The organism is Mucilaginibacter sp., from assembly GCF_039921305.1.
Taxonomy (GTDB): Bacteria; Bacteroidota; Bacteroidia; order Sphingobacteriales; family Sphingobacteriaceae; genus Mucilaginibacter.
Genome location: NZ_JBDSCA010000055.1, coordinates 103,443 through 124,987, shown reverse-complemented (window position 1 = coordinate 124,987; position 21,545 = coordinate 103,443). Strand labels below are relative to the sequence as shown.

The following is a 21,545-nucleotide window of genomic DNA, read 5'->3' as shown; positions in this document are numbered from 1 at the left end:
AACGTTTCTTTATTTTAAGCCTGAGCTTTGTATTGTTTAACAGCTTCAATTAATTTCGGTACCACTTCAAAAGCGTCGCCAACAATACCATAGTCGGCTACCTTAAAGAACGGCGCTTCCGGGTCTTTGTTTATCACAACAATAACTTTAGACGAACTGATGCCTGCAAGATGCTGTATAGCGCCCGAAATTCCAATCGCAATATACAAATTTGGACTGACAGCTATACCAGTTTGTCCAACGTGTTCGCTATGTGGCCTCCATCCGGCGTCGGATACCGGTTTTGAGCAAGCGGTAGCCGCGCCTAAAAGGCTGGCCAATTCCTCAATCATCCCCCAGTTCTCGGGCCCTTTCAAACCACGTCCGGCAGATACCACGATCTCAGCATCCGGTAACGAAACCTTATCGGTAGCCCTAACTATCTCTTTCATTATCGCCCTAAAGTCGCTTTCCTTAGCTTCAGCAGTAAATGCTTCAACCGGGGCAGCAGCGCCACCTTCAACCACTTTATAAGAGTTTGGGGTTAACGCGATAACCTTATTATCAGATGTTAACTCAACCGTAGCGAATGCTTTACCGCTGAAAGCCGTTTTCTTTACCGAAAACTTTCCGCCCGATTGCTCTGGCAAACTTACAGCGCCATCGGCCACACCAGCCTCCAGCTTAACGCCAATACGCGGCGCCAACCCACGTCCCGAAAAGGAGTTGGATAACACCACAATATTAGCGCCTTCCTTTTTGGCAGCCTCGGCAATAACCGAAGCATAAGCCTGGTTAACAAATGTTTTTAATTTATCGTTAGATACATTAAGCACCTTTTCGGCACCATATTTACCCAAAGCCGCTAATTCGTCTTGAGCAACATCGCCAATTGATATGGCTATTAACTTGGTATTATTTTGAGCAGCAATAGCCTTAGCATAAGAAACCACTTCAAAAATTGATTTCTTAAACTTACCATCGGCATTTTCTGCGAATACTAAAACTGACATATTTCTTCTTTTAGATTTTATGATTAGTATCAAGTAGTTAGTATCATGTATCAAGTAATTTTCTAATTGATAAAATCAAAGTCTTGCTACTTGATACTCAATACTTGCTACTCACTTAAATTACTCTCGCTTCGCTGTGCAAAAGATCAACCAGTTTAGCCACATCATCAGCCGGAACCAACTTCACCGCGCCGCGTGGAGCAGGGGTTTCGTAACCGGTAATTTCTGATAAGGTTTTAACCTCTACGGCCTCAATCACGTTCAAAGGTTTGGTACGGGCCGACATGATACCACGCATGTTAGGTATCTTCCACTCCGCAACACCCTCAGCCGTTCCGGCTACAAAAGGAAAGGGTATGGTCAACACTTCTTTTCCACCTTCAATCTCGCGTTCAACAGTAGCGCTGCTGCCATCAACGTCAAGTTTTTTAATGATGGATACCGATGGGATATCCAAAAATTCACCCAGCATACCGGCTACTTTTGATCCGTTATAATCGATAGATTCACGACCGGTCAATATCAAATCAAAATTATTGGCCTTGGCATATTGCGCGATCTGGTAAGCTACAAAATATGCATCGTGCGCTTTGACGTTCACCCTAACCGCGTCATCGGCGCCAATGGCTAATGCTTTGCGGATGGTTGGCTCGGTGCTTACTTCGCCCACATTAATAACAGTAACTGTGCCTTTGCCGCCTTCGGCAAGTTCCACAGCACGTGACAATGCAATTTCATCGTAAGGGTTCAATATAAACTGAACTCCGTTTGTATTAAATTGCGTGTTATTATCAGTAAAAGTTATTTTTGTCGTCGTATCGGGTACGTTACTTATACAAACTAATATCTTCATATATATATTATTGATTAGGTATTGAAACAACAAATGCAGTTAACGTACTTTTGTTTGGATAGATACTGCAAATTGACGTTTTCATTATAATGATTGGTACCACAAATTTAGCTAAAAAAGACAGAGATTAAAATGGAGACGACACGATTACAGAAGCTTTTAGCTTTTTATGAAAACGAACCTAACGACGAATTTTTAAAATACGCACTCGCCACCGAGTATTTACGTTTAAATGAAACAGATAAGTCGCTTATGTATTACGAAGACCTGCTGAACAACCACCCCAAATATATAGGCACCTACTATCACTTAGGCAAATTATACGAGGCTCTTAACCGCAAAGACGACGCCATAGCCACCTACGAAAAAGGTTTAGCCGTAACCAAAGAAGCCCGCGATAACCACGCCTTCTCCGAATTACAAGGTGTATACATGCAGCTCAAAGGTTTTGATGACGATGATGACGATTAGCCCCCAACCCCCTAAAGGGGGAGTAAAAGTAATATTGATAATGGTACGAGATGGACATTAACAAACAAGCAAATCAAAAAACTCCCCCTTCAAGGGGCATGGGGGCTCAACTCATTTTCTTACGCGATGTGCTTTTTTACACATTCACAGCATTTGGCGGTCCGCAGGCTCATATTGCGGTGCTGATGCGCGAGTTTGTAGAAAAACGCCGTTATGTTACCGAAAGTGAGTTGATGGAGCTCAGCGCGCTCTCGCAAATCTTACCTGGCCCATCATCAACCCAAACCCTCATTGGCATAGCCTGGAAGGTAGGTGGCTTACCCCTATCTATCGTCACCTTTTTAATTTGGATATTGCCATCGGCGGCCATCATGTGTACCGCCGCTATCAGTTTCAAACTATTTGCCTCGCAAAGTAAATTTCACGAGATCATCCGTTTCATCCAGCCAATAGCTATCGGTATTGTAGCCTACGCAACCTTTAACTTTGCGCACAGGTTTTTAAAAACGAAAGTGAGCGCCATGCTGGCCATCGGTTCGTTAATAGTAACGCTTATTCTGCAAAACCCATACGCGTTCCCTATCCTGATCATGATGGGCGGCATCCTCTCATCAGCCATGGAAACACAACCGCAAGAGAATGAACTTCGGGTAAAACTCTTCGCCAACGTTAACCCCAATAAAGTAGCTTATTTTATCGGTATCCTGCTATTCTTCGCGGCATTGGGCGCCCTTATCAATAAGACATCGCCATTCAGTTTACCCATCCGTTTGTTCGAAAACTTTTACCGTAACGGCATCCTGATCTTCGGCGGCGGGCAGGTACTGGTACCCCTCATGTACACCGAATTTGTAGAAGTTAAGCACTATCTGCTCCCAACAGAGTTTCTATCCGGGTACGCTTTGCAACAAGCGTTACCAGGGCCCACATTTTCGTTCACATCCTTCCTTGGCGGGATAACCATGGGCAATTCTGGCTACAGTATAAGCGGACAAATATTAGGCAGTTTAGTTGCTGTAATTGGCATCAACCTCCCTGGGATGATATTGATCCTTTTCATCGTTCCTTTTTGGGAAGATCTGAAAAAGATAACCCGTATCAAAAATTCCTTAAGCGGTATCAATGCCGTAGCTGTAGGTTTTATGGCAACTGCCTTTTTATTGCTCTACAGGCCGGTAGGTATTAATCTGTTAGCTAACGGTATCATTATAGCCACCTTCCTTATCCTAAAATACACCAAAATAAAAACCCCAATCGTTATCGTGATCGGGGTTGTGTTAGGTTTCGTGTTTTGATCAGATTATTCCTAAATTCACCTTAGCCTAAAACCAGTCACATCATGAAGAAAGCTAAACTATTAGCAGCCTTGTTGCTTTTTAATATATTTAATATATCTGCGCAAAAAAATATAACTTTTGCCGTTGAAAGCTTAAGCAAACCCAAAGCGGTGCTACGTGTACAAAATTATCAAACCATATTAGAAGACCTGATACGGGCCGATAACCATGTTTCCAGGTATCCTTTAAATAGGCCACATGTTGACCCTCCTTTTAACATCGTTGCTAAAAGCAGTATTCCTGATAGCTTAGTAACCCGTGGGTACCATTCCTTTTTTGAAGGTATGTATGCCGCTTACGCCGATCATCGTCCGTTTACATTGTCGCCCGATATGATATGGCTATTAATTAGCCAGGGCTTTGCCAACCATGTGAACAATAACTCCGCAGACTTACGCAAACTATTTGTTGATTTTGATGGCAAAACAACATTGATAGTACAAAATAATAAGATTAAACTCGATGATCCTGATAGCCCCTGGGGAGAGGTTTTTCCGGAGTTTAGTAAACAAATTGCACAACATACCGGCAAACAATTAACCGATGGTTTAACCGCCGACTTTACTACCACAACCCCCATAACTAAAATTGCCTCGCAAATCACCTTGCTCGATGCCGTAAAATCTTACTTTGACTTTGTAGTAATATACATAAGTTGCGGAATACCGCAGGTTACTTTACAAGGTACTACGAACGATTGGGAACGTGTTTTAGCCAAAACGGAAGCCTTACGTAAATACAAGCTGGATTGGTGGATTGACGAAATGGAGCCTATACTAAAACAATTTATAATCGCGTCGAAAGGTAAAGTTGATAAAGGTTTTTGGAAAGGCATGTTCAAATACCACTCGGAGGCTAAATGCGGTTCACCAACAATTATTGATGGCTGGATAGTGAAATTTTATCCCTACAATAAAGATGGTAAACGAAATAGCCTGAATGAAATAGTTGGATCTGGTACCATGCCTAACGAAATTGTTAAGGTTGACTTAGAGTACATCGCAGGTAACGGCGCTGGCAATTTTGTTAAAACACCCCTTGAGCTATGGGCCGGTTTTGTTGGCCTTAACCAGGATAATAAAACATTTGGCCTTAAACCCCAAATTGGCTGGATGATCCGCAAAAAGGATACAAACAATAGCCAGGCTTTAATTGATAAGTTAAAAAAGGATAATTCGGAGAATAGGTTTGACGGGATAAATATCAGAGTTAAAACGGTGCCACCCGAGCTATTAAAAATTGGCACCATTAAAAGCCTGACCATACATTTTATTGATGAGATCAATATCCCAACCGAAATGGCAAACATTGGGGTAGAAACATTAAGGCTTGACGGTACAATAACCCCGGCTGAAAGTGAGCGAATTGTGAAGCTGTTTCCTAATACAAAATTGATTATCAATAATAAGAGATATTAAACAACCGATATTCTACAAATAAAAAAAGTCCCAATCGGGACTTAAAATTATCTGTATATATCAATGGCTACAATAGCTATATAAATTTAAAACGGAGGGTCTTCATCATTCATCTTCGATGGCCTGATGATAAAGTTGCTCGGCTTATCAAAATCCTCTGATGGTGTTAAACCCGCAAACGCGCTCGGCGCGCCGCCGCCAATAGCAGGGAAATCTCCGGGTCCATCTTCCAGATCCTGGAACTTAACAAACTTGCCAACAAATTTCAATCGCACACGGCCTGTTTCACCGTTACGGTGCTTGGCTATAATTACCTCACCCACCCCAGCGGTAGGATTGTTATCCTCATCAAATTCCAAACCGTAATATTCCGGACGGTATAAGAACAGCACCATATCCGCATCCTGCTCAATAGATCCCGATTCACGCAAATCCGATAGCATTGGCCTTTTTGAACCACCCGGCCTGCTCTCTACCGCCCGGCTCAATTGCGACAGTGCGATAACGGGCACATTCAACTCCTTAGCTACCGATTTTAAGGCACGCGATATGCTACCAATTTCCTGCTCACGGTTACCACCCTTACCATCAGCTTTACCATGCATTAATTGCAGGTAATCAATAATGATCAGTTGGATATCGTGCTGAGATTTTAACCTACGGCATTTGGCCCTAAATTCAAATATATTTAACGCCGGGGTATCATCAATAATTAATGGAGCTTGCTCTAAACGGCCAATTTTGGAGTGAATCTGTTCCCATTCCCACTCTTCCAAACGCCCTTTACGGATCTTCTCCTGCTCAATTTGGCTTTCGCCAGATATTAAACGATTCACCAACTGAACTGACGACATCTCGAGCGAGAACACAACAACCGGGCGGTTAAAATCAACCGCCGCGTTACGGGCGCAGGTTAAAACGAAAGCCGTTTTACCCATCGCCGGCCTTGCCGCGATGATAACCAAATCAGATTTTTGCCAACCCGATGTCATCCTGTCCAACTCCGTAAAGCCGGAAGCGACACCCGTTAAGCCATCTTTTTTATCTTTTAACGATTCTATTTCCTTCAGCGTCTCCTGCAAAATATCATCCATCTTACGCGAATCACGGCGAAGGTTATTCTGGGCTATATCAAACAAACCTTTTTCAGCTTTATCTAACAAGTCTAAAACGTCGGTAGTATCCTCATAAGCGCTGTTGATGGTATCGGTTGATATCCTGATCAATTCGCGTTGTAAGTATTTTTGGATAATGATGCGCGAGTGGTACTCAATGTTAGCCGCCGAAGCCACACGGTTGGTTAGCTCGGTAATGTAATAGGCCCCTCCTATCATTTCCAACTCGCCCTGTAAACGTAACTGAGCCGTAACGGTCAAAATATCAACCGGCGACGTTTTCTCGAACAAAACACGGATAGCCTGGAATATTTTTTGGTGGCTATCGCGATAAAAAACCTCCGGTTTCAGTATGTCAATAACCGATGAAAGCGCGTCTTTTTCCAGCATCAACGCACCCAATACAGCTTCTTCTAAATCAGTTGCTTGTGGGGGTAATTTACCCATTGTACTGGGTGTGGTACTGCTAAATCTGCTGCGTCTTTCGCCTGTAAAGTTTGACTTGCCTGCCGGGTTCTCGTTCTCAAAAATCATTAGCACAAAAATATACAAAAAGCTTTTGTATTCATCAACATTCAATCAACATCGCCATTTTTCGTAAAAAGAAATATGTGGAAATTGATGTTTTTAGTAAGGATTATAATTAACACCGTATGTTAGTTACATGTTGGTAAATTTAAATTCAATTTAATAATCAGCCACTTAACCCAAATGTTAATAACGTAAAACGGTGTTAAGTATTTTCAAATAACCATTATTAAGTTTAATTGTAATGCGCCCCAAAACCAATTAATATGCTAATTTTGCTGACTTATACATCAGTGAAATTATGAGTTTTAATTCAAGAGAGCCAAAAAGAGAATACAACCAAATGGTGTTCGGCATCCGCGCCGTAATCGAAGCGATCAAGTCTGGAAAAGATATCGAATCACTGTTCATCCAGCGTGGCCTTGGCGGCGAACTCTTTCACGAACTCCGCGCTTTATTAGTAGAGCACAAAATAGAATCACAACAGGTACCCATCGAAAAACTCAACCGCATCACCATGAAAAATCACCAGGGTGTTATCGCGGTTATTTCACCAATTACGTATCAAAAAATTGAAGATATCATCCCCATGGTATTCGAAAAGGGAGAGGTGCCTTTAATATTGATTTTAGACGGTGTTACCGATGTACGCAACGTAGGTGCCATAGCCCGCACCGCCGAGTGTGCTGGTGTACATGCCATTGTAGTACCATCAAAAGGTACTGCCCAAATTAATCCCGATACCATTAAAACATCCGCGGGAGCTTTATATAACATACCTGTGTGCCGCGAAAGCAGCTTACTACAAACGGTAAAGTTTTTGCAAGCATCGGGCCTCCAAATAGTGTGTTGTACCGAAAAAACAAACGATTTTATCTACAGCCCGGATTATACCGCACCCACCGCCATTGTAATGGGAGGTGAAGACGACGGCGTAAGTAACGACATCATCCGCATAGCCGATCACTTAGCCAAAATACCCATGTACGGCGAAATAGAATCCCTAAACGTATCTGTATCAACAGGCGTTATTTTGTACGAGGCGATAAGACAGAAGAGAGGGTAGGAAGAAGAATCAAGAGTCAAGATGCATGAACCAAGATGCCAGTATAAATGATAATATTATCTTATGATAGCACAAGATGAATTTTTACGAAAAACATTTAAGTTAAAGGAGGCGATAAAAAATTCAAGTGATATTAAAAAAGAAATTAAAGACTTACTTGATAAAGTTACAATAGATTTTGGACCAAGAATTTCTCCCATTATAGACAGAAATCATATTTATAAGATTTACCAGGGGAGACTTCATTTATTGGAATCAAGAGGGAAGTGGAATGAAAGTTTTGCAATTCTTTTTGAAAAAACTTGAGACTGTAGAGGGCAATTTGCCTATAGCTATTTCCACATTACGAACCGAAAACGAGTTATACGCAGTATTTACAGATAAAGATTACAGTGAGTGTTTTGGAATTATTTATTAAAGGTGAATAGTTTGTAAAGCAGTTGCGTATGCGATAGACTTAAGCTAACAGAAACCACCTATTAGCAATAAGAAGAGCCAGGAATCATTGACAAATCTGTCTTGATTCCTGGCTCTTAACTCTTGGTTCTTGTTATATATATTTCGTTCCAAACTTACCTTTTACATCTGCAACCACCTGCTTAACGTTTTGTTCATCTTCGCGTGGGCAAATGAGTAAAGTGTTGTTTGATTCCACTACGATAAAATCGTGTAAGCCTTTAATAATAACCAATTTATCGGAAGGTACGTTCACCATACAGTCTGATGAATCGTACATGATCACCTTTTCTGACGGAATAACCGCGTTGCCTACATAATCCTTTTCGGCAAGCTGGTAGATAGATGCCCAGGTGCCCAGATCGCTCCAGCCAAATTCCGATGGTAAAACATACACGTTATCAGCCTTTTCCATAATACCATAATCGATAGATATATTGGTACATTGCTGGTAAGCGTTGTGGATGTAGCTTTTCTCGTCTGGGGTATTGTAAACCGGCCTGGCATCAGCAAAAATATCATTGATCTCGGGCAGGTATTTGCCAAACGATTCAACAATAGCCTTAGCCGACCAAATGAAAATACCTGCGTTCCACAAAAATTCGCCACTTTGTACAAAGGTTTTAGCTATTTCCAGGGTGGGTTTTTCTGTAAATGTTTTCACTTTATGGAAATCACCATCAATCACCTTATCGGTATATTGAATATAGCCGTAACCTGTATCCGGCCTTGAGGGTTTAATACCCAAAGTAACCAAACAACCATGTTTAGTTGATGTAGCTAACGATTTTTCAATCGTACTCACAAAGCCAGCCTCATCTAATATCAGGTGATCGCTCGGTGCAACAACAATGGCCGCGTTAGGGTTAAGGCTCTCAATTTTGAAACAGCCGTAAGCAACGCAAGGCGCGGTGTTGCGCATTACCGGCTCGGTTAATATCTGGCCATCGGCCATATCTGGGATTTGTGTTTTTACCAGGTCGGTATAAATTTCGTTGGTAACAACATAAATATTTTCTTTCGGACACACTTTTAAAAAGCGGTCGTACGTTTGTTGTATCAGAGTTTTGCCTGTCCCAAGGATATCAATAAATTGTTTGGGGTGTGAGGTTCTGCTGATGGGCCAAAAGCGGCTGCCGATACCTCCGGCCATGATTATGGCGTAATTATTACTGTTCATTTTTATGGTGCAATTTTAACGAATATTTGCGTTGGTGAAATTGAAGAATAATTTTCAAACTACCGTTATCTGGGCTAAAATAATTTTCGAAAAAATGCACGAATAATACAAAAATTATTCGTACATTATACTTTGAATATCATATCAGTTTAAAAAAGTGAAGTATAAGTGTCATTTCTTTAAAAATTTTTGTTATTTTGATCTTTAATTTTTTATATACATCTCGATAATTTTATCATAATGATTGAAACGAAGAAGTCACTGTTCGATAATCTTCAAAATTTTTTTGGATTCGACAACTTCAAGGGTGAGCAGGAAGCTATAATCACAAATATATTATCAGGCAACGATACCTTCGTTATCATGCCAACAGGTGGTGGTAAATCAATGTGTTACCAATTACCCGCTCTAATGACAGATGGGATGGCTATTGTAATTTCGCCACTCATCGCGCTAATGAAAAACCAGGTTGATCAGCTACGCGCCTTCGGCGGATCAGACAGCATAGCGCACTTTTTAAACTCATCACTTACCAAATCAGAAATAACCAAGGTTAAAGAAGACGTACTGGCAGGTAAAACCAAATTACTCTACGTTGCGCCCGAATCATTAACCAAGCAAGAAAATATTGATTTTTTACGTTTAAACACGGTATCGTTCGTTGCTGTTGACGAGGCGCACTGTATATCAGAGTGGGGGCACGATTTTCGCCCGGAATACCGTAAAATACGCCAGGTGATCAGTAACATTGGCGATAACATTCCCATTATTGCCTTAACAGCTACCGCAACGCCTAAAGTTCAGCAGGATATTCAGAAGAACCTGCAAATGAATAACGCCACCATTTACAAATCATCGTTTAACCGAGGCAATTTGTATTACGAGGTGAGGGCCAAGCGCCATGTGCTAAAAGAGATAGTAAGGTTTGTAAAGCAGCACCAGGGTAAATCGGGCATTATATATTGCCTGAGCCGTAAAAAGGTTGAAGAGGTTGCCGAAGCTTTATCGTTGAATGGAGTAAAAGCATTACCGTACCACGCCGGTTTAGACGCCAAGGTTCGTGCCGATACGCAGGACAGGTTTTTGATGGAAGACGTGGACGTTATTGTTGCCACGATAGCCTTTGGGATGGGTATTGATAAACCCGATGTACGTTACGTAATTCACCATGATGTGCCTAAGAGTATGGAAGGCTACTACCAGGAAACAGGCCGTGCGGGCCGTGATGGTGGCGAGGGTGTTTGTTTGGCTTTTTATTCGGAAAAGGATATTGATAAGCTGCAAAAATTTATGAAGGATAAGCCTGTTGCCGAAAGGGAAATAGGTACACAAATATTAAAAGAGGTTATAGACTACGCCGAATCGGCCGTTTGCCGCCGTAAGCAGATACTGCATTACTTTGGCGAAAACTTTAACGAAGCCGGTTGTAACTGCATGTGCGATAATTGCAGCGCGCAAAAACAACACTTTGATGCCGAAGCGCCATTGCACAAGGCTTTAAGCCTGATGAAAAAGATTGGCGAAAAATTCGACGATCACCACATCATCTGTGTTTTAATGGGGGTTGATGGTCCGCAGGTACATAACTACGAGCATCATTTATTGCCAGAGTTTGGTTCGGGAAAAGAAGAAGGCGAAAACCTTTGGAACTCCCTGATGCGCCAGGCTTTGTTAAATAACTTTATTTCAAAAGATATTGACCAGTACGGTTTGCTGCATTTAACCAAATCCGGTCACGCGTTTTTAGATAACCCATACACGCTGCGTTACGTATTGAACAGGCCAATGGGTTCAACAGATGACGATGACGATACCGACGGCCCTAAAGGTGGCACAGGCGCGTTAGATACGGTGCTGTTACAGATGCTGAAAGACCAGCGGAAAAAGATAGCTAAGCAAAAAGGCTTGCCACCATTCGTTATCTTCCAGGATCCATCTTTGGAAGAAATGTGTACGCATTACCCCATCAACATCGAAGAGCTTAAACAAATATCGGGCGTAGGTGCAGGTAAAGCCATGAAATTTGGCGCGCCATTTATCGATCTGATCAAAATATATGTTGAGGAGCACGATATTGACCGCCCTATAGATATGGTGATCAAAAGCGCAGCCAACAAATCGGCCCTTAAGGTTTATATCATCCAAAACATAGATCGCCATTTATCGCTCGAAGATATAGCCAACTCAAAAGGCATCAGTTACGAAGATATCATCCGTGAGGTAGAATCCATCGTAAACTCGGGCACCAAACTCAACCTTAACTACTACATAGACGAGGTAATTGACGAGGATAGGCAAGAAGAAGTTTTCGATTACTTTAAAACCGCAGAAGTTGATTCGATAGAAGACGCCCTCGCCGAATTAGGCCCCAACGAATACACCCACGAAGAAATGCAGTTAATGCGCATTAAGTTTATGAGTGAATTAGGGAATTAAAATTGCGATACAATAAATGCAAAAATGCGATGGACTTCAAACCCATCGCATTTTTTTTATCCTATTAATTGCTTAGCTTAATAAGGGCTTTTAGCAGTTGCAACGCCAGCCGGAAGTACAAAAAAAGCTGGGTCAAGTTTCATTGGTTTAACAGTGGTAGCCACGCTTTCCATCGTAAACTGAGCATTGTCCACAATTATTTTTAATGGAATAGAATTAGCTTTAACTAAGTATGCATAGTAATTTCCAAATGCATGTTTTGTATAAAGCTTAGTGTCGACAGGTATTTCTGTCGAAAAATAATATTTCTGTATGCCACTTTTACAAGTTAACACTAATTCGTCACAAGCATATCCTAAAATAGTTGCAGCCGCTTTATGTAATTCAGAGCTAATTATCGTGTCGTCATTAACCGCTCCATCATTCCAAAATATGGTTTCCGAATTTGAAAGTTTATTGTAGAGCTTATTGTCAGTATTAACATATAATTGCCATTGCATCAGACTGCCATTTGCTTCCGATTTGTAATTTCCACCCTTCACCCAATAGTTCTGTATACTACCCATCATACCGTTAAACTGGCTGTCGGTAACATTTGGTAACTTACTTTTATAAGTATTTTGATAGATGACTTCGCCCTCAAAAGATTGAGCATAGATCAATACGGTAAATAAAACTAAATAAATGGTCAATAACGCTTTTTTCATAACTGATTAAGATATCGACTAATATACTACTTATGCACCAAATACCTAATCACCCCAACATTCCCCAACTTCTTCCTTGTCAATAAAATCCTCCATATAGGCTTCCCCTCCCAGCTATGTTTTAAGCCCTGGTCCTCTGGCGAAGTTAACTCCATCTTCTCCTTACTTGCTGTCCAAATCGAAGCATCATAATCCAGGTAAACCTTACTGTTATCAGGTAATGTAAAAGTGATCTTACCCGGCGTATCCAAATTAATCTCACAAACACTCATAAAGCTTTGCGTTAAACTGGTTAGGTTGGCAACTTCGTATTTGTCACTAACCTCAATTCCTTTGGCCTTATCCATTTTAAAGGTGCGTATCCATGTTTTTATACCAGCATCGGCAGGGTAAGCTTTCGCAATGTTCATACTCAAAGTAGTAATGTTTTTGTTTTGATCATATATAACATCGTTAGCGGCAAACACACCACCGGCACCCTCCTCTTTGCCATTAATAACAGGCAAATTATGATACGGAGAAGTATTGAACCAAAGCTTATATCTATCCTTACCAAAAGTACGTGCCGTGTAAGTGCCCGATCCTACATCAATAATAACTGGTAGCCCATTGGCATAAACCGTAAAATCGCCCACATCGTTATGGTTATGACTTTCGCCGTTATTGCCACCGTGGGCCGATAAGAATAAACCATTGTTTGATCTGGAAGCCATCAACTGTACATCGCTGTACCAGGCATCCTTAACATCGTCTTCCTTAGCGGGATAACTGGCGCAGTCATTTATGGCCGATAAATTATATAATCCCCGGGTACGATGGAACTGCTCATAATTAGTATTCTCTTCCGGAAAAGCATGAAACGCCCAACTGCCAAAAACCATCATTTGTTTATCATCCATATCCTTACCAAAACGGTAAAGCATTAAGCCATTAGGTGTAAGGGTAGGATGCGCATCGGCAACATTAATAAAGTACTTACCCGCGATATGCGTTTTATAGATATACGATCCCATTTTTTGAATAAACGGAACGTGGTAATAATTCAATTTGCTATTAGCATCGTGCAATAGGTTCAGCACATCGTAAACACAACCACCGGCGGCACCCCAATAGCTCGGGCCTTCGTCGCAGCCGCCATCAACACCTAAGCCGTTTAAATACTGGTCAACTATTTTAATGGTGCGGTTCATATCTTCCGCGCGTTTGTTGTCGTTTTTTTCTATCAGCAAAAAAGCCGCTAAGTAGTTTGATGCTATCCAGGGTGCCCAGTTATTCAATTTAGCATCCGGTTTGCCGCCACCCATCCAACCGTATTTGGCGGTTTCCATAGGCGTTAGTATGCGGCGGGTAATTTCGTATTTAATGCGCGGTCTGATCAGCTTAGAAGCCTTCTCCAATTGCGGCCCAACAAAATAGTCTGTCCACGCCATTACCGATGCTGTTTCGGCGGCAAACAGATCAACTATCGGGTCTTCAACATCGGGTAAACCTGCGCCTGCCTTTTGAGCGCCAACGTGCGCACTTATACCCCAAAAGCTTTCTTCGCTAATGCTCCATATGCCGTTTACAATCTGGTCAACAAACCTGCCTTTACCTTCGACAGATTCTGCCATCATCAAGTCCCAAAGCTGATTGCGTTTCTCAAACGATAGCTTTTCATAATCTGTACGGTTACCATTACGCACAAACTCAAGCATTACCGCTGCCGGGATATTTTTAAAATCTTTTTTTAAAGCGGCCTCGCCTTTTTTAATAAACATGGTACTTATGCTATCCGGCAATATCTTTTTCCAGCCTTCGGGCGATTGCGGGAAAGGGTGAAATTGATTTTGCGGAACAGGGTTAAGTGATCCCGGTGATCCTTCATAATTCTGAAAGAACTTTTGCAGCAGATCACGATGGGTGACTTGCGCCTGCAATTGCAGCGAGATAATTAAAAGTAACGCGATCGAAAATTTAGTAATAGTGGCTTTCATAAGCAGATATATATGGGTGTTTGAAGATAGAAAGATTTTTAATTTAAACCATTGCCCTAAAATACACTCAAACCCTTGATTGATGCAGTAAATGATACGGCCATGACAGAAAACAAACGCAATAGCTTTAACCCCATAACAGTACTTAGGTTTAGTATAGGCGTAATTTATTTATGGTTTGGCGTATTGAAGTTGTTTTACGGCCTAAGCCCTGCCGAGCAAATAGCATCACAAACCATACACCAGCTCACATTCGGCTTTCTGCCAGATCATGTAGCTATTAACAGTTTAGCCCTTTGGGAATGCACTTTGGGTATTATGCTGATACTTTGCAAATACATGAAAGTGGTTTTATTGATGATGTTTATCCATATGGCATTTACATTTACCCCATTTATCTTTTTTCCGCACCAAACCTTTATGCATTTGCCTTACGATTTTACGCTGCTTGGCCAATACATCATGAAAAACATCATCATCATTAGCAGCGGAATGGTACTATGGCAGCAATATGTAAAAGGTACCCCCATGTACTACGCCAGCCCGCTCAGCGAGCAAAAATAATTTTTATTTATTTTTTAGAATTAAATTCCGCCGGATACGTTCGGTTGGCTATTTGTAAAATTAAATACTGTTTTATTTATATTATTCGATTTTATATTCCTTTATATCGAACAATCTCAATATCTACATTAAAATACGATTAAACTATTGCCGCTAACTATCGTCATAGATGTATACAAAAACAAAAGAGATGGCGATCAGGAGAAACCAAAAACTAACAAACAAAACTCCACAGCCATCACATAAAAACTAAAATAACAAGACACATGAAAAAGTTAATGATTATGTCGGCAATAGCAATGAGTGGTTTAATGTATCAAACCGCTAACGCGCAAATAGGTGTTCATTTTAATATCAACTTAGGTGTAAGGCCGGTAGTTGTACAACAAGCCCCGGTTTACGATGCAGATTATTATTACCTGCCCGAAGTTGAAGCGTATTACTCAGTTAGTCAGCATTGTTACTATTACCAGGATGGTGGCCGATGGACCTCGGCCGTATACTTGCCGGGCGCTTACCGTAACTACGATTGGCAACATGCTAACCATTACGCGGTAAGGGAGTCACGTCCGTATTTACATAATGATGTGTACCGTGCCAGATACGGTGGCTTTGAAGGCCGCAGAGATTGGAATAACCGCGACAACCGCAGCACAGTATATGCCAATAGGGATCGTGTAGATCACAACCAATATCGTGGAAACGATTATGGTAGAAATCAACAAAACAATAATCGTGGTAACTATGGCGACAGAAATGATCACCAACAGCCACAACAAAACAATAACCGTGGTAACTATGGCGACAGAAATGATCATCAACAACCACAACAAAATGATAATCGTGGTAATGTAGCTGGCCGTAACGATCACCAGCAGGCACAACAAAATGACAACCGTGGTAGCATAGGTGGCCGTAACGATCATCAGCAAGCACAACCTCAAAATAACGACCGTGGTAACAACCGTGGAAACGATAACAACAGGGGTGGCAATGATAGCAGACAGGGAAGAAGCGGAAGGATCTAATTATTGATTACCCAAATGGCCGTCTCAAAGAAATTTGAGGCGGTTTTTTTTATACCTTTTGTTTTTTAAGGCGTATATAAAAAGTTGTTCCCTTTATAGGGTCACTATCAAACCAGATCTCGCCGTTATGGCTCTCAATAATTTGCTTGCAGATAGATAGGCCCAGCCCGAATGACTTTTCGCCCGCGGTACCCGGCCGCTTGGCCTCGGTAAACATCTGGAAAACTTCGTCCTTGATCTCGTCGGGTATCCCAATGCCGTGGTCGTTTACCGCTATCTGGATATCTCCATTCTCAATGGTGATCTCGGCGCTGATCACAGCTCCCTGCGGACTAAACTTAATAGCATTGCTGATTAGGTTACTAAAAACCCGCCATATCTTTTCCCTACTGATGTACAATTCCTCCGGCGATTCCAATACATGCAGCATGATCTTTTGGTTCTTTTCCGCAGCTTTAAACTTTAAAAGCTCAACGCTATGGCTCAGCAATAAATTAATGTCCACATATTGCCTGGTCGATGTTTTTGATGAAAGAACGCCCGTAGCTTCTAATATTTCGTTGATCAATTCTAACGAGTTATTGGTAGTGCTTTGTATCAGTTGTAAAAGCTCAACCTGCTCGCTATCCAGCCCCGGTTCCATCAGCATCATCGCGGTAAGCGATGCAATACCACCAATAGGGTTACGCAAATCGTGCGATACGGCGCGTAATATCCGGTCTTTCTCTTTACCATTGTCCTCCAGTTCAATTAACGATCTTTCTAATTGCTGCTTCTGCTCGGTAACCGTTACATTAAGCTCGCTCAACATTTTAACATTGTGTTTTGATCGTTTCCAGTTCAAAAACACTAACAGAATGATAATCAAAGCCATCACCGCGTAAACAAGGGCTATAATTAAATAGGTGTGCTGTAGCTTATTATCGCTTTTTAAGGTACTTATGGTTGATTGATTTTCCAGATCCTTAAACTGCTGGTTAACATCGCTCTCCTTTAATTTCAGGGTAGCTTTAGTTACCGAATCTTTCATCGCATCGAAAGCGTTAAAGTATTGTACCGACTTCTTTAAATCATTTTTCCGCTGGTAATATCCCGCCATCAAATGGTTCCAATCTACCTCGGCATCAATGTTCTTTACGCTATCCAGTTGGATCCGGATATTCTGGAGCAGATCAAAAAGCATTAACTCTGGCTTTTTTTGATCTACATATAAATGAGCAAGTGTTAACTCCGTTAATTGGGCATCGCGGTTGTCGTTACCTGGTTTCAGGTTGGTTGCAATACTCTTTTTAAGCAACACCTCGGCTTTGGCAAAATCTTTTCGCTCTAAATATATCTTGGCTAAATTGCCATAAACAACACTGCGTGCAACCTCAATTGTATTGGCCTTATCGGGATATTTTGATGCATGGCTATCAATAAACTTCAGCGCCTTGTTATAATATACTTCTGCATGGTTAGGCATAAAGGTTTTTTTATAGCTCAAAGCCACATTATCCAATAATTCCTGACTGCGGTAAAAAGTAGCAAAGTTATCGTTGCAGTTTTTATTCTCCTCAAAACTTTGTAAAAAATGGCTGGCGGCAAGTTGATAATGCTCTTGTTTGTACATGATCATGCCCATGTGATAGCTGTAATCGCCTATGGTACAACTATCAAAATTATTGCGCCCAATTATCCTGCCTTTATAATAATACTTATAAGCCTCGGGGAAACGGTTTAATGCGAATAGTAGGTCTCCTTTTGAAAAAGCAGCTATGCCGTATTGTTTGGCATATTTCTTTTCATTATGGGTAGCCTCAATAAGAGCCTCAAGGCTATCGGCATATAATAAAGCTTTTTCGTAATTGTGAGTTGTGACGTAATGATAATAGCTGTGCAGACGATAAAACTCAAACTTATCCCCAACATCAACATTTTTTTGATTGGCGATTACTGAATCTATATAATGAATCCCCTTTGCCGGGCTGATATCATATAACCGGTTAGCAGTATCAATAAACTTGGTTGTTTTATTAGCAGGGTTAGGCGAATGCTTTTTCTCGCATGAAGACAGAGCAAAGAATAACACGCACCATATCAAATAAATAAAAGTAAGGCGGTGTTTTCCAGTAAGATGATAGTTGCCGGTAATATAGGGCATTACTCTAGTTTAATTCCCAAATATAGCTTTTTGCAATTATTTTAGCAATCATAACTGCTGTATAGTGAATAAATTACAAAGTATTATAATCAATGTTACTTATTTAAATGCGTTTTCGCCGGTAATATCCATACCTGTAATAAGCAGATGTATATCATGCGTACCCTCATAAGTTATTACCGATTCAAGGTTAGCCATATGGCGCATGATCGGGTATTCGCCCGTAATGCCCATGCCGCCAAGCATTTGCCGGGCCTCGCGGGCAATGGTGATGGCAGTTTCCACACTGTTACGCTTAGCCATTGATATTTGTGCCGCCGAAGCTCGGTTTTCGTTTTTCAATACACCCAATCGCCAAACCAAAAGCTGCCCTTTGGTTATCTCGGTTATCATTTCGGCCAGTTTTTTTTGCTGTAGCTGAAAGCCTGCTATAGGTTTGCCAAACTGCATGCGCTGTTTTGAGTAACGTAAAGCAGTATCGTAACAATCCATAGCACAGCCTAAAGCGCCCCAGGCAATACCGTAACGTGCCTGATTTAAGCAGCCTAAAGGACCTTTCAAGCCTTCAACATTAGGCAACAGGTTCTCTTTCGGGATCTTTACATGGTCAAACACCAACTCACCCGTTGCCGATGCCCTGAGCGACCATTTATTATGCGTTTCTGGAGTGCTAAAACCTTCCATACCACGCTCTACAATCAATCCTTGTATTTTTCCTTTTTCGTTTTTAGCCCACACCACGGCAATATCAGCAAATGGAGCATTTGATATCCACATCTTAGCGCCATTCAAAATGTAATGGTCGCCTGCATCTTTAAAATTAGTGGTCATACCGCCCGGGTCCGATCCATGATCAGGTTCCGTCAAACCAAAACAACCCATCAATTGGCCACTGGCCAGTTTAGGCAGGTACTTCTTCTTTTGTTCTTCAGATCCATAAGCATAAATAGGATACATCACTAACGAACCTTGTACCGAAGCTGTTGAACGTATGCCCGAATCGCCACGCTCAATCTCTTGCATAATAATGCCGTAGGCAATATAATCTAAACCAGCCCCGCCGTATTCCACCGGGATGGTTGGCCCAAAAGCGCCAATCTCAGCCAATCCCTTCAATAAATGCTTTGGGAACTCCGCACGCTGAGCATAATCCTCTATCACGGGGCTCAATTCGCGTTTAACCCAATCCCTCGCCGACTGGCGTATCAGCTTATGCTCATCACTAAGCAATTCATCCAGTAAATAATAATCAGGAGCTTCGTACAAGTCGGTTTTAGCCATGGTTTCAATGTTAGTGTACCAAATTTCGACAAATAAGGCTAATGTAGCAATAGCGTTTAAATCAACTAAAGTTAGATTGGGCTTAAAACAGCCCCTTTTTGGGAATAGTAACCGCTTAATTAACCAGCTAAATATTCATTTCCCCTTTAGGGGGTTAGGGGGCTTTTCTATACCTTTACCTTCATGATCAAAGTGGCATTACAAGGCGTCAAATTTTTCGCTTACCATGGTTTTTATCCCGAAGAGCAAATTCTGGGTAGCCATTTCATTGTAGATGTATCAGTCGAATTCCCACAGCAACATCATTACGATGATGATGAGATTGCCCACACCGTAAACTATGAGCAGCTCAACGCGATGGTACAAGCCGAAATGCAACACACCCGCAAACTGCTCGAAACCGTAGTACAAGGAATCATCGACAGGGCGAAAGCCGAATATCCCTTTGCCGAGATCATCAAAGCCAGTATTACAAAATTGAATCCGCCCTTATCGGGAGAAGTAGCCTCATCATTTATCCAGATCACCTACCACAAACCTAATGACGACCTTCAATAGCATAAGCGCCGATATATTACAGCAGATTGAATCCATTGCAGGCGAAACTAATACTTATACCAGCCACGATGACCTGGAGAGATACAGTCACGATGAAACTGAAGATCTGCATTATTATCCAGAAGTTGCCGTAAAGCCACAAAATACAGAGCAGGTATCGGCCTTGCTCAAATTGTGTAATGAGCACAATATCCCGGTAACGCCACGCGGCGCGGGTACAGGCCTAAGCGGCGGCGCATTGCCCGTAAACGGTGGACTTATCATCTCAATGGAAAGCTTCAACAGCATCATCCAGATTGATGAGCGCAATATGCAGGCCACTGTTGAACCGGGCGTAATTACCGAAGTATTTATGAATGCCGTTGCCGAAAAAGGCTTACTCTACCCGGTTGACCCAGCCAGCAAAGGCAGTTGTTTTATTGGGGGTAACGTAGCCAATTGCTCAGGTGGGCCTCGTGTGGTAAAGTACGGCACCATCCGCGAGTATGTATTGAACCTTGAAGTAGTTCTGCCTTCCGGCGAGATCATCTGGACGGGTGCCAATACACTTAAATACGCATCGGGTTACAACCTAACCCAACTGATGATAGGCTCAGAAGGGACGCTCGGTATAGTCACCAAAATAGTAGTTAAACTCATCCCTAAACCAACTTTGGATGTTTTAATGCTGGCCTCATTCGTTACTAACGAACAAGCTTGCGGCGCGGTCTCTGCCATCTTCCGGACAGGTATAATCCCCTCAACTCTTGAATTTATGGAACGTAAAGGCGTAGAGTGGGTGATACAACACGATGCTATCAACTTTACTTTACAGGATGGTATCAACGCCTACTTGTTGATAGAAGTTGATGGTAATAATCAAGATATCATATTTGCCGATTGCGAAAAGATCAATACCGCTCTCGAAGAGTTTGATTGTAAAGACATTCTTTTCGCAGATTCATCCGCCCAAAAAGAAGAACTCTGGACAATCCGCCGGACTATGGGCGTATCAGTAAAATCCAACTCCATCTATAAAGAAGAAGACACCGTAGTACCCCGCGCCGAGCTACCCGCTCTCATCAAAGGCATCAAAGAAATTGGAGCGAGGTATGGTTTTGAATCCGTATGCTACGGCCACGCCGGCGATGGTAACCTGCACGTCAACATCATCAAAGCCGGCATGAGCGACGAAGACTGGAACACCAAACTCAAAGACGGCATCCGTGAAATTTTCCAGTTAACGGTATCCCTGGGCGGCACCATCTCCGGTGAGCACGGTATCGGTTTGGTTCAAAAAGAGTTTATGTCTATCAAGTATCCCGATATTAATCTGGCTCTGATGCGGGGGATTAAGGGGGTATTTGATCCTAAAGGAATATTGAATCCGGGGAAGATATTTTAACGATGGAAGATGGAATAGGTAAGATGGAAAATGTAAATACATTAAATCACAT

18 protein-coding genes are annotated in these 21,545 nt (G+C 41.8%); 10 read left to right on the top strand and 8 right to left on the bottom strand.

The features are described from left to right. Positions 1-14 precede the first annotated feature (14 nt). Both ABIN91_RS17200 and ABIN91_RS17195 read right to left on the bottom strand, forming a co-directional pair. Positions 15-992, bottom strand: coding sequence for an electron transfer flavoprotein subunit alpha/FixB family protein (locus ABIN91_RS17200; protein WP_348052547.1), 978 nt, complete (start codon positions 990-992; stop codon positions 15-17). 115 nt (positions 993-1,107) lie between these two features. Continuing rightward, on the bottom strand, positions 1,108-1,845 hold the full coding sequence (locus ABIN91_RS17195) for an electron transfer flavoprotein subunit beta/FixA family protein (protein ID WP_348052545.1): 738 nt from the start codon (positions 1,843-1,845) through the stop codon (positions 1,108-1,110). 132 nt (positions 1,846-1,977) lie between these two features. On the opposite strand from ABIN91_RS17195, the gene ABIN91_RS17190 reads away from it, so the two are divergent. The 3 genes from ABIN91_RS17190 to ABIN91_RS17180 are packed head-to-tail and all read left to right on the top strand — an operon-like array spanning position 1,978 to position 5,071. Beyond that, positions 1,978-2,316 carry a tetratricopeptide repeat protein gene (locus ABIN91_RS17190; RefSeq protein WP_348052543.1) on the top strand — a complete coding sequence of 113 codons (339 nt, stop codon included), beginning with the start codon at positions 1,978-1,980 and terminating at the stop codon, positions 2,314-2,316. Between the two features lie 50 nt (positions 2,317-2,366). Continuing rightward, positions 2,367-3,611: a chromate efflux transporter gene (gene chrA, locus ABIN91_RS17185; protein ID WP_348052541.1), complete on the top strand. Its 1,245-nt coding sequence runs from the start codon at positions 2,367-2,369 to the stop codon at positions 3,609-3,611. Positions 3,612-3,655: 44 nt separating this feature from the next. Beyond that, a complete protein-coding gene (locus tag ABIN91_RS17180; RefSeq protein WP_348052539.1) occupies positions 3,656-5,071 on the top strand; it encodes a DUF4419 domain-containing protein in 1,416 nt (471 codons plus the stop codon). 86 nt (positions 5,072-5,157) lie between these two features. On the opposite strand, the gene dnaB is transcribed toward ABIN91_RS17180, so the two are convergent. After that, positions 5,158-6,720 carry a replicative DNA helicase gene (gene dnaB / locus ABIN91_RS17175; RefSeq protein ID WP_348052538.1) on the bottom strand — a complete coding sequence of 521 codons (1,563 nt, stop codon included), beginning with the start codon at positions 6,718-6,720 and terminating at the stop codon, positions 5,158-5,160. Between the two features lie 295 nt (positions 6,721-7,015). Here dnaB and rlmB point away from each other — a divergent pair, with 295 nt between their 5' ends. Both rlmB and ABIN91_RS17165 read left to right on the top strand, forming a co-directional pair. Beyond that, positions 7,016-7,780, top strand: coding sequence for a 23S rRNA (guanosine(2251)-2'-O)-methyltransferase RlmB (rlmB, locus tag ABIN91_RS17170; protein ID WP_348052536.1), 765 nt, complete (start codon positions 7,016-7,018; stop codon positions 7,778-7,780). Positions 7,781-7,843: 63 nt separating this feature from the next. Beyond that, on the top strand, positions 7,844-8,086 hold the full coding sequence (locus ABIN91_RS17165; RefSeq protein WP_348052534.1) for a hypothetical protein: 243 nt from the start codon (positions 7,844-7,846) through the stop codon (positions 8,084-8,086). Between the two features lie 244 nt (positions 8,087-8,330). Here the strand turns inward: ABIN91_RS17165 and ABIN91_RS17160 are convergent, their stop codons facing one another. Next, positions 8,331-9,416 carry a mannose-1-phosphate guanylyltransferase gene (locus ABIN91_RS17160; RefSeq protein ID WP_348052532.1) on the bottom strand — a complete coding sequence of 362 codons (1,086 nt, stop codon included), beginning with the start codon at positions 9,414-9,416 and terminating at the stop codon, positions 8,331-8,333. A gap of 243 nt (positions 9,417-9,659) precedes the next feature. Here ABIN91_RS17160 and recQ point away from each other — a divergent pair, with 243 nt between their 5' ends. Then, positions 9,660-11,852 (top strand): DNA helicase RecQ, encoded by a 2,193-nt coding sequence (recQ, locus tag ABIN91_RS17155; RefSeq protein ID WP_348052647.1) that lies wholly within the window; start codon positions 9,660-9,662, stop codon positions 11,850-11,852. Between the two features lie 77 nt (positions 11,853-11,929). Here recQ and ABIN91_RS17150 read toward each other — a convergent pair whose 3' ends face one another. Together ABIN91_RS17150 and ABIN91_RS17145 are read right to left on the bottom strand one after the other, a co-directional pair. Then, complete coding sequence (locus tag ABIN91_RS17150) at positions 11,930-12,559, bottom strand: hypothetical protein (protein ID WP_348052531.1); 630 nt, start codon at positions 12,557-12,559, stop codon at positions 11,930-11,932. A 26-nt stretch (positions 12,560-12,585) separates the two neighbouring features. Next, on the bottom strand, positions 12,586-14,535 hold the full coding sequence (locus tag ABIN91_RS17145; protein WP_348052530.1) for a heparinase II/III family protein: 1,950 nt from the start codon (positions 14,533-14,535) through the stop codon (positions 12,586-12,588). A gap of 102 nt (positions 14,536-14,637) precedes the next feature. Here ABIN91_RS17145 and ABIN91_RS17140 point away from each other — a divergent pair, with 102 nt between their 5' ends. Next, positions 14,638-15,099 (top strand): hypothetical protein, encoded by a 462-nt coding sequence (locus ABIN91_RS17140; protein ID WP_348052529.1) that lies wholly within the window; start codon positions 14,638-14,640, stop codon positions 15,097-15,099. 266 nt (positions 15,100-15,365) lie between these two features. Further along, positions 15,366-16,127: a hypothetical protein gene (locus tag ABIN91_RS17135; RefSeq protein ID WP_348052528.1), complete on the top strand. Its 762-nt coding sequence runs from the start codon at positions 15,366-15,368 to the stop codon at positions 16,125-16,127. Between the two features lie 49 nt (positions 16,128-16,176). On the opposite strand, the gene ABIN91_RS17130 is transcribed toward ABIN91_RS17135, so the two are convergent. Together ABIN91_RS17130 and ABIN91_RS17125 are read right to left on the bottom strand one after the other, a co-directional pair. Continuing rightward, positions 16,177-18,270, bottom strand: a complete 2,094-nt coding sequence (locus ABIN91_RS17130; RefSeq protein ID WP_348052527.1) for an ATP-binding protein — start codon at positions 18,268-18,270, stop codon at positions 16,177-16,179. 99 nt (positions 18,271-18,369) lie between these two features. Next, entirely contained in the window at positions 18,370-19,551 is a 1,182-nt protein-coding gene (locus ABIN91_RS17125) for an acyl-CoA dehydrogenase family protein (RefSeq protein ID WP_348052526.1), read from the bottom strand. A gap of 183 nt (positions 19,552-19,734) precedes the next feature. Between ABIN91_RS17125 and folB the strand changes: the two genes are divergently transcribed. Beyond that, on the top strand, positions 19,735-20,109 hold the full coding sequence (gene folB / locus ABIN91_RS17120; protein WP_348052525.1) for a dihydroneopterin aldolase: 375 nt from the start codon (positions 19,735-19,737) through the stop codon (positions 20,107-20,109). Then, the gene (locus tag ABIN91_RS17115) at positions 20,093-21,493 is read left to right on the top strand and encodes an FAD-linked oxidase C-terminal domain-containing protein (RefSeq protein ID WP_348052524.1); all 1,401 of its coding nucleotides are present in this window, start codon (positions 20,093-20,095) and stop codon (positions 21,491-21,493) included. The genes folB and ABIN91_RS17115 overlap by 17 nt, the downstream gene beginning before the upstream one ends. Positions 21,494-21,545 lie beyond the last annotated feature (52 nt).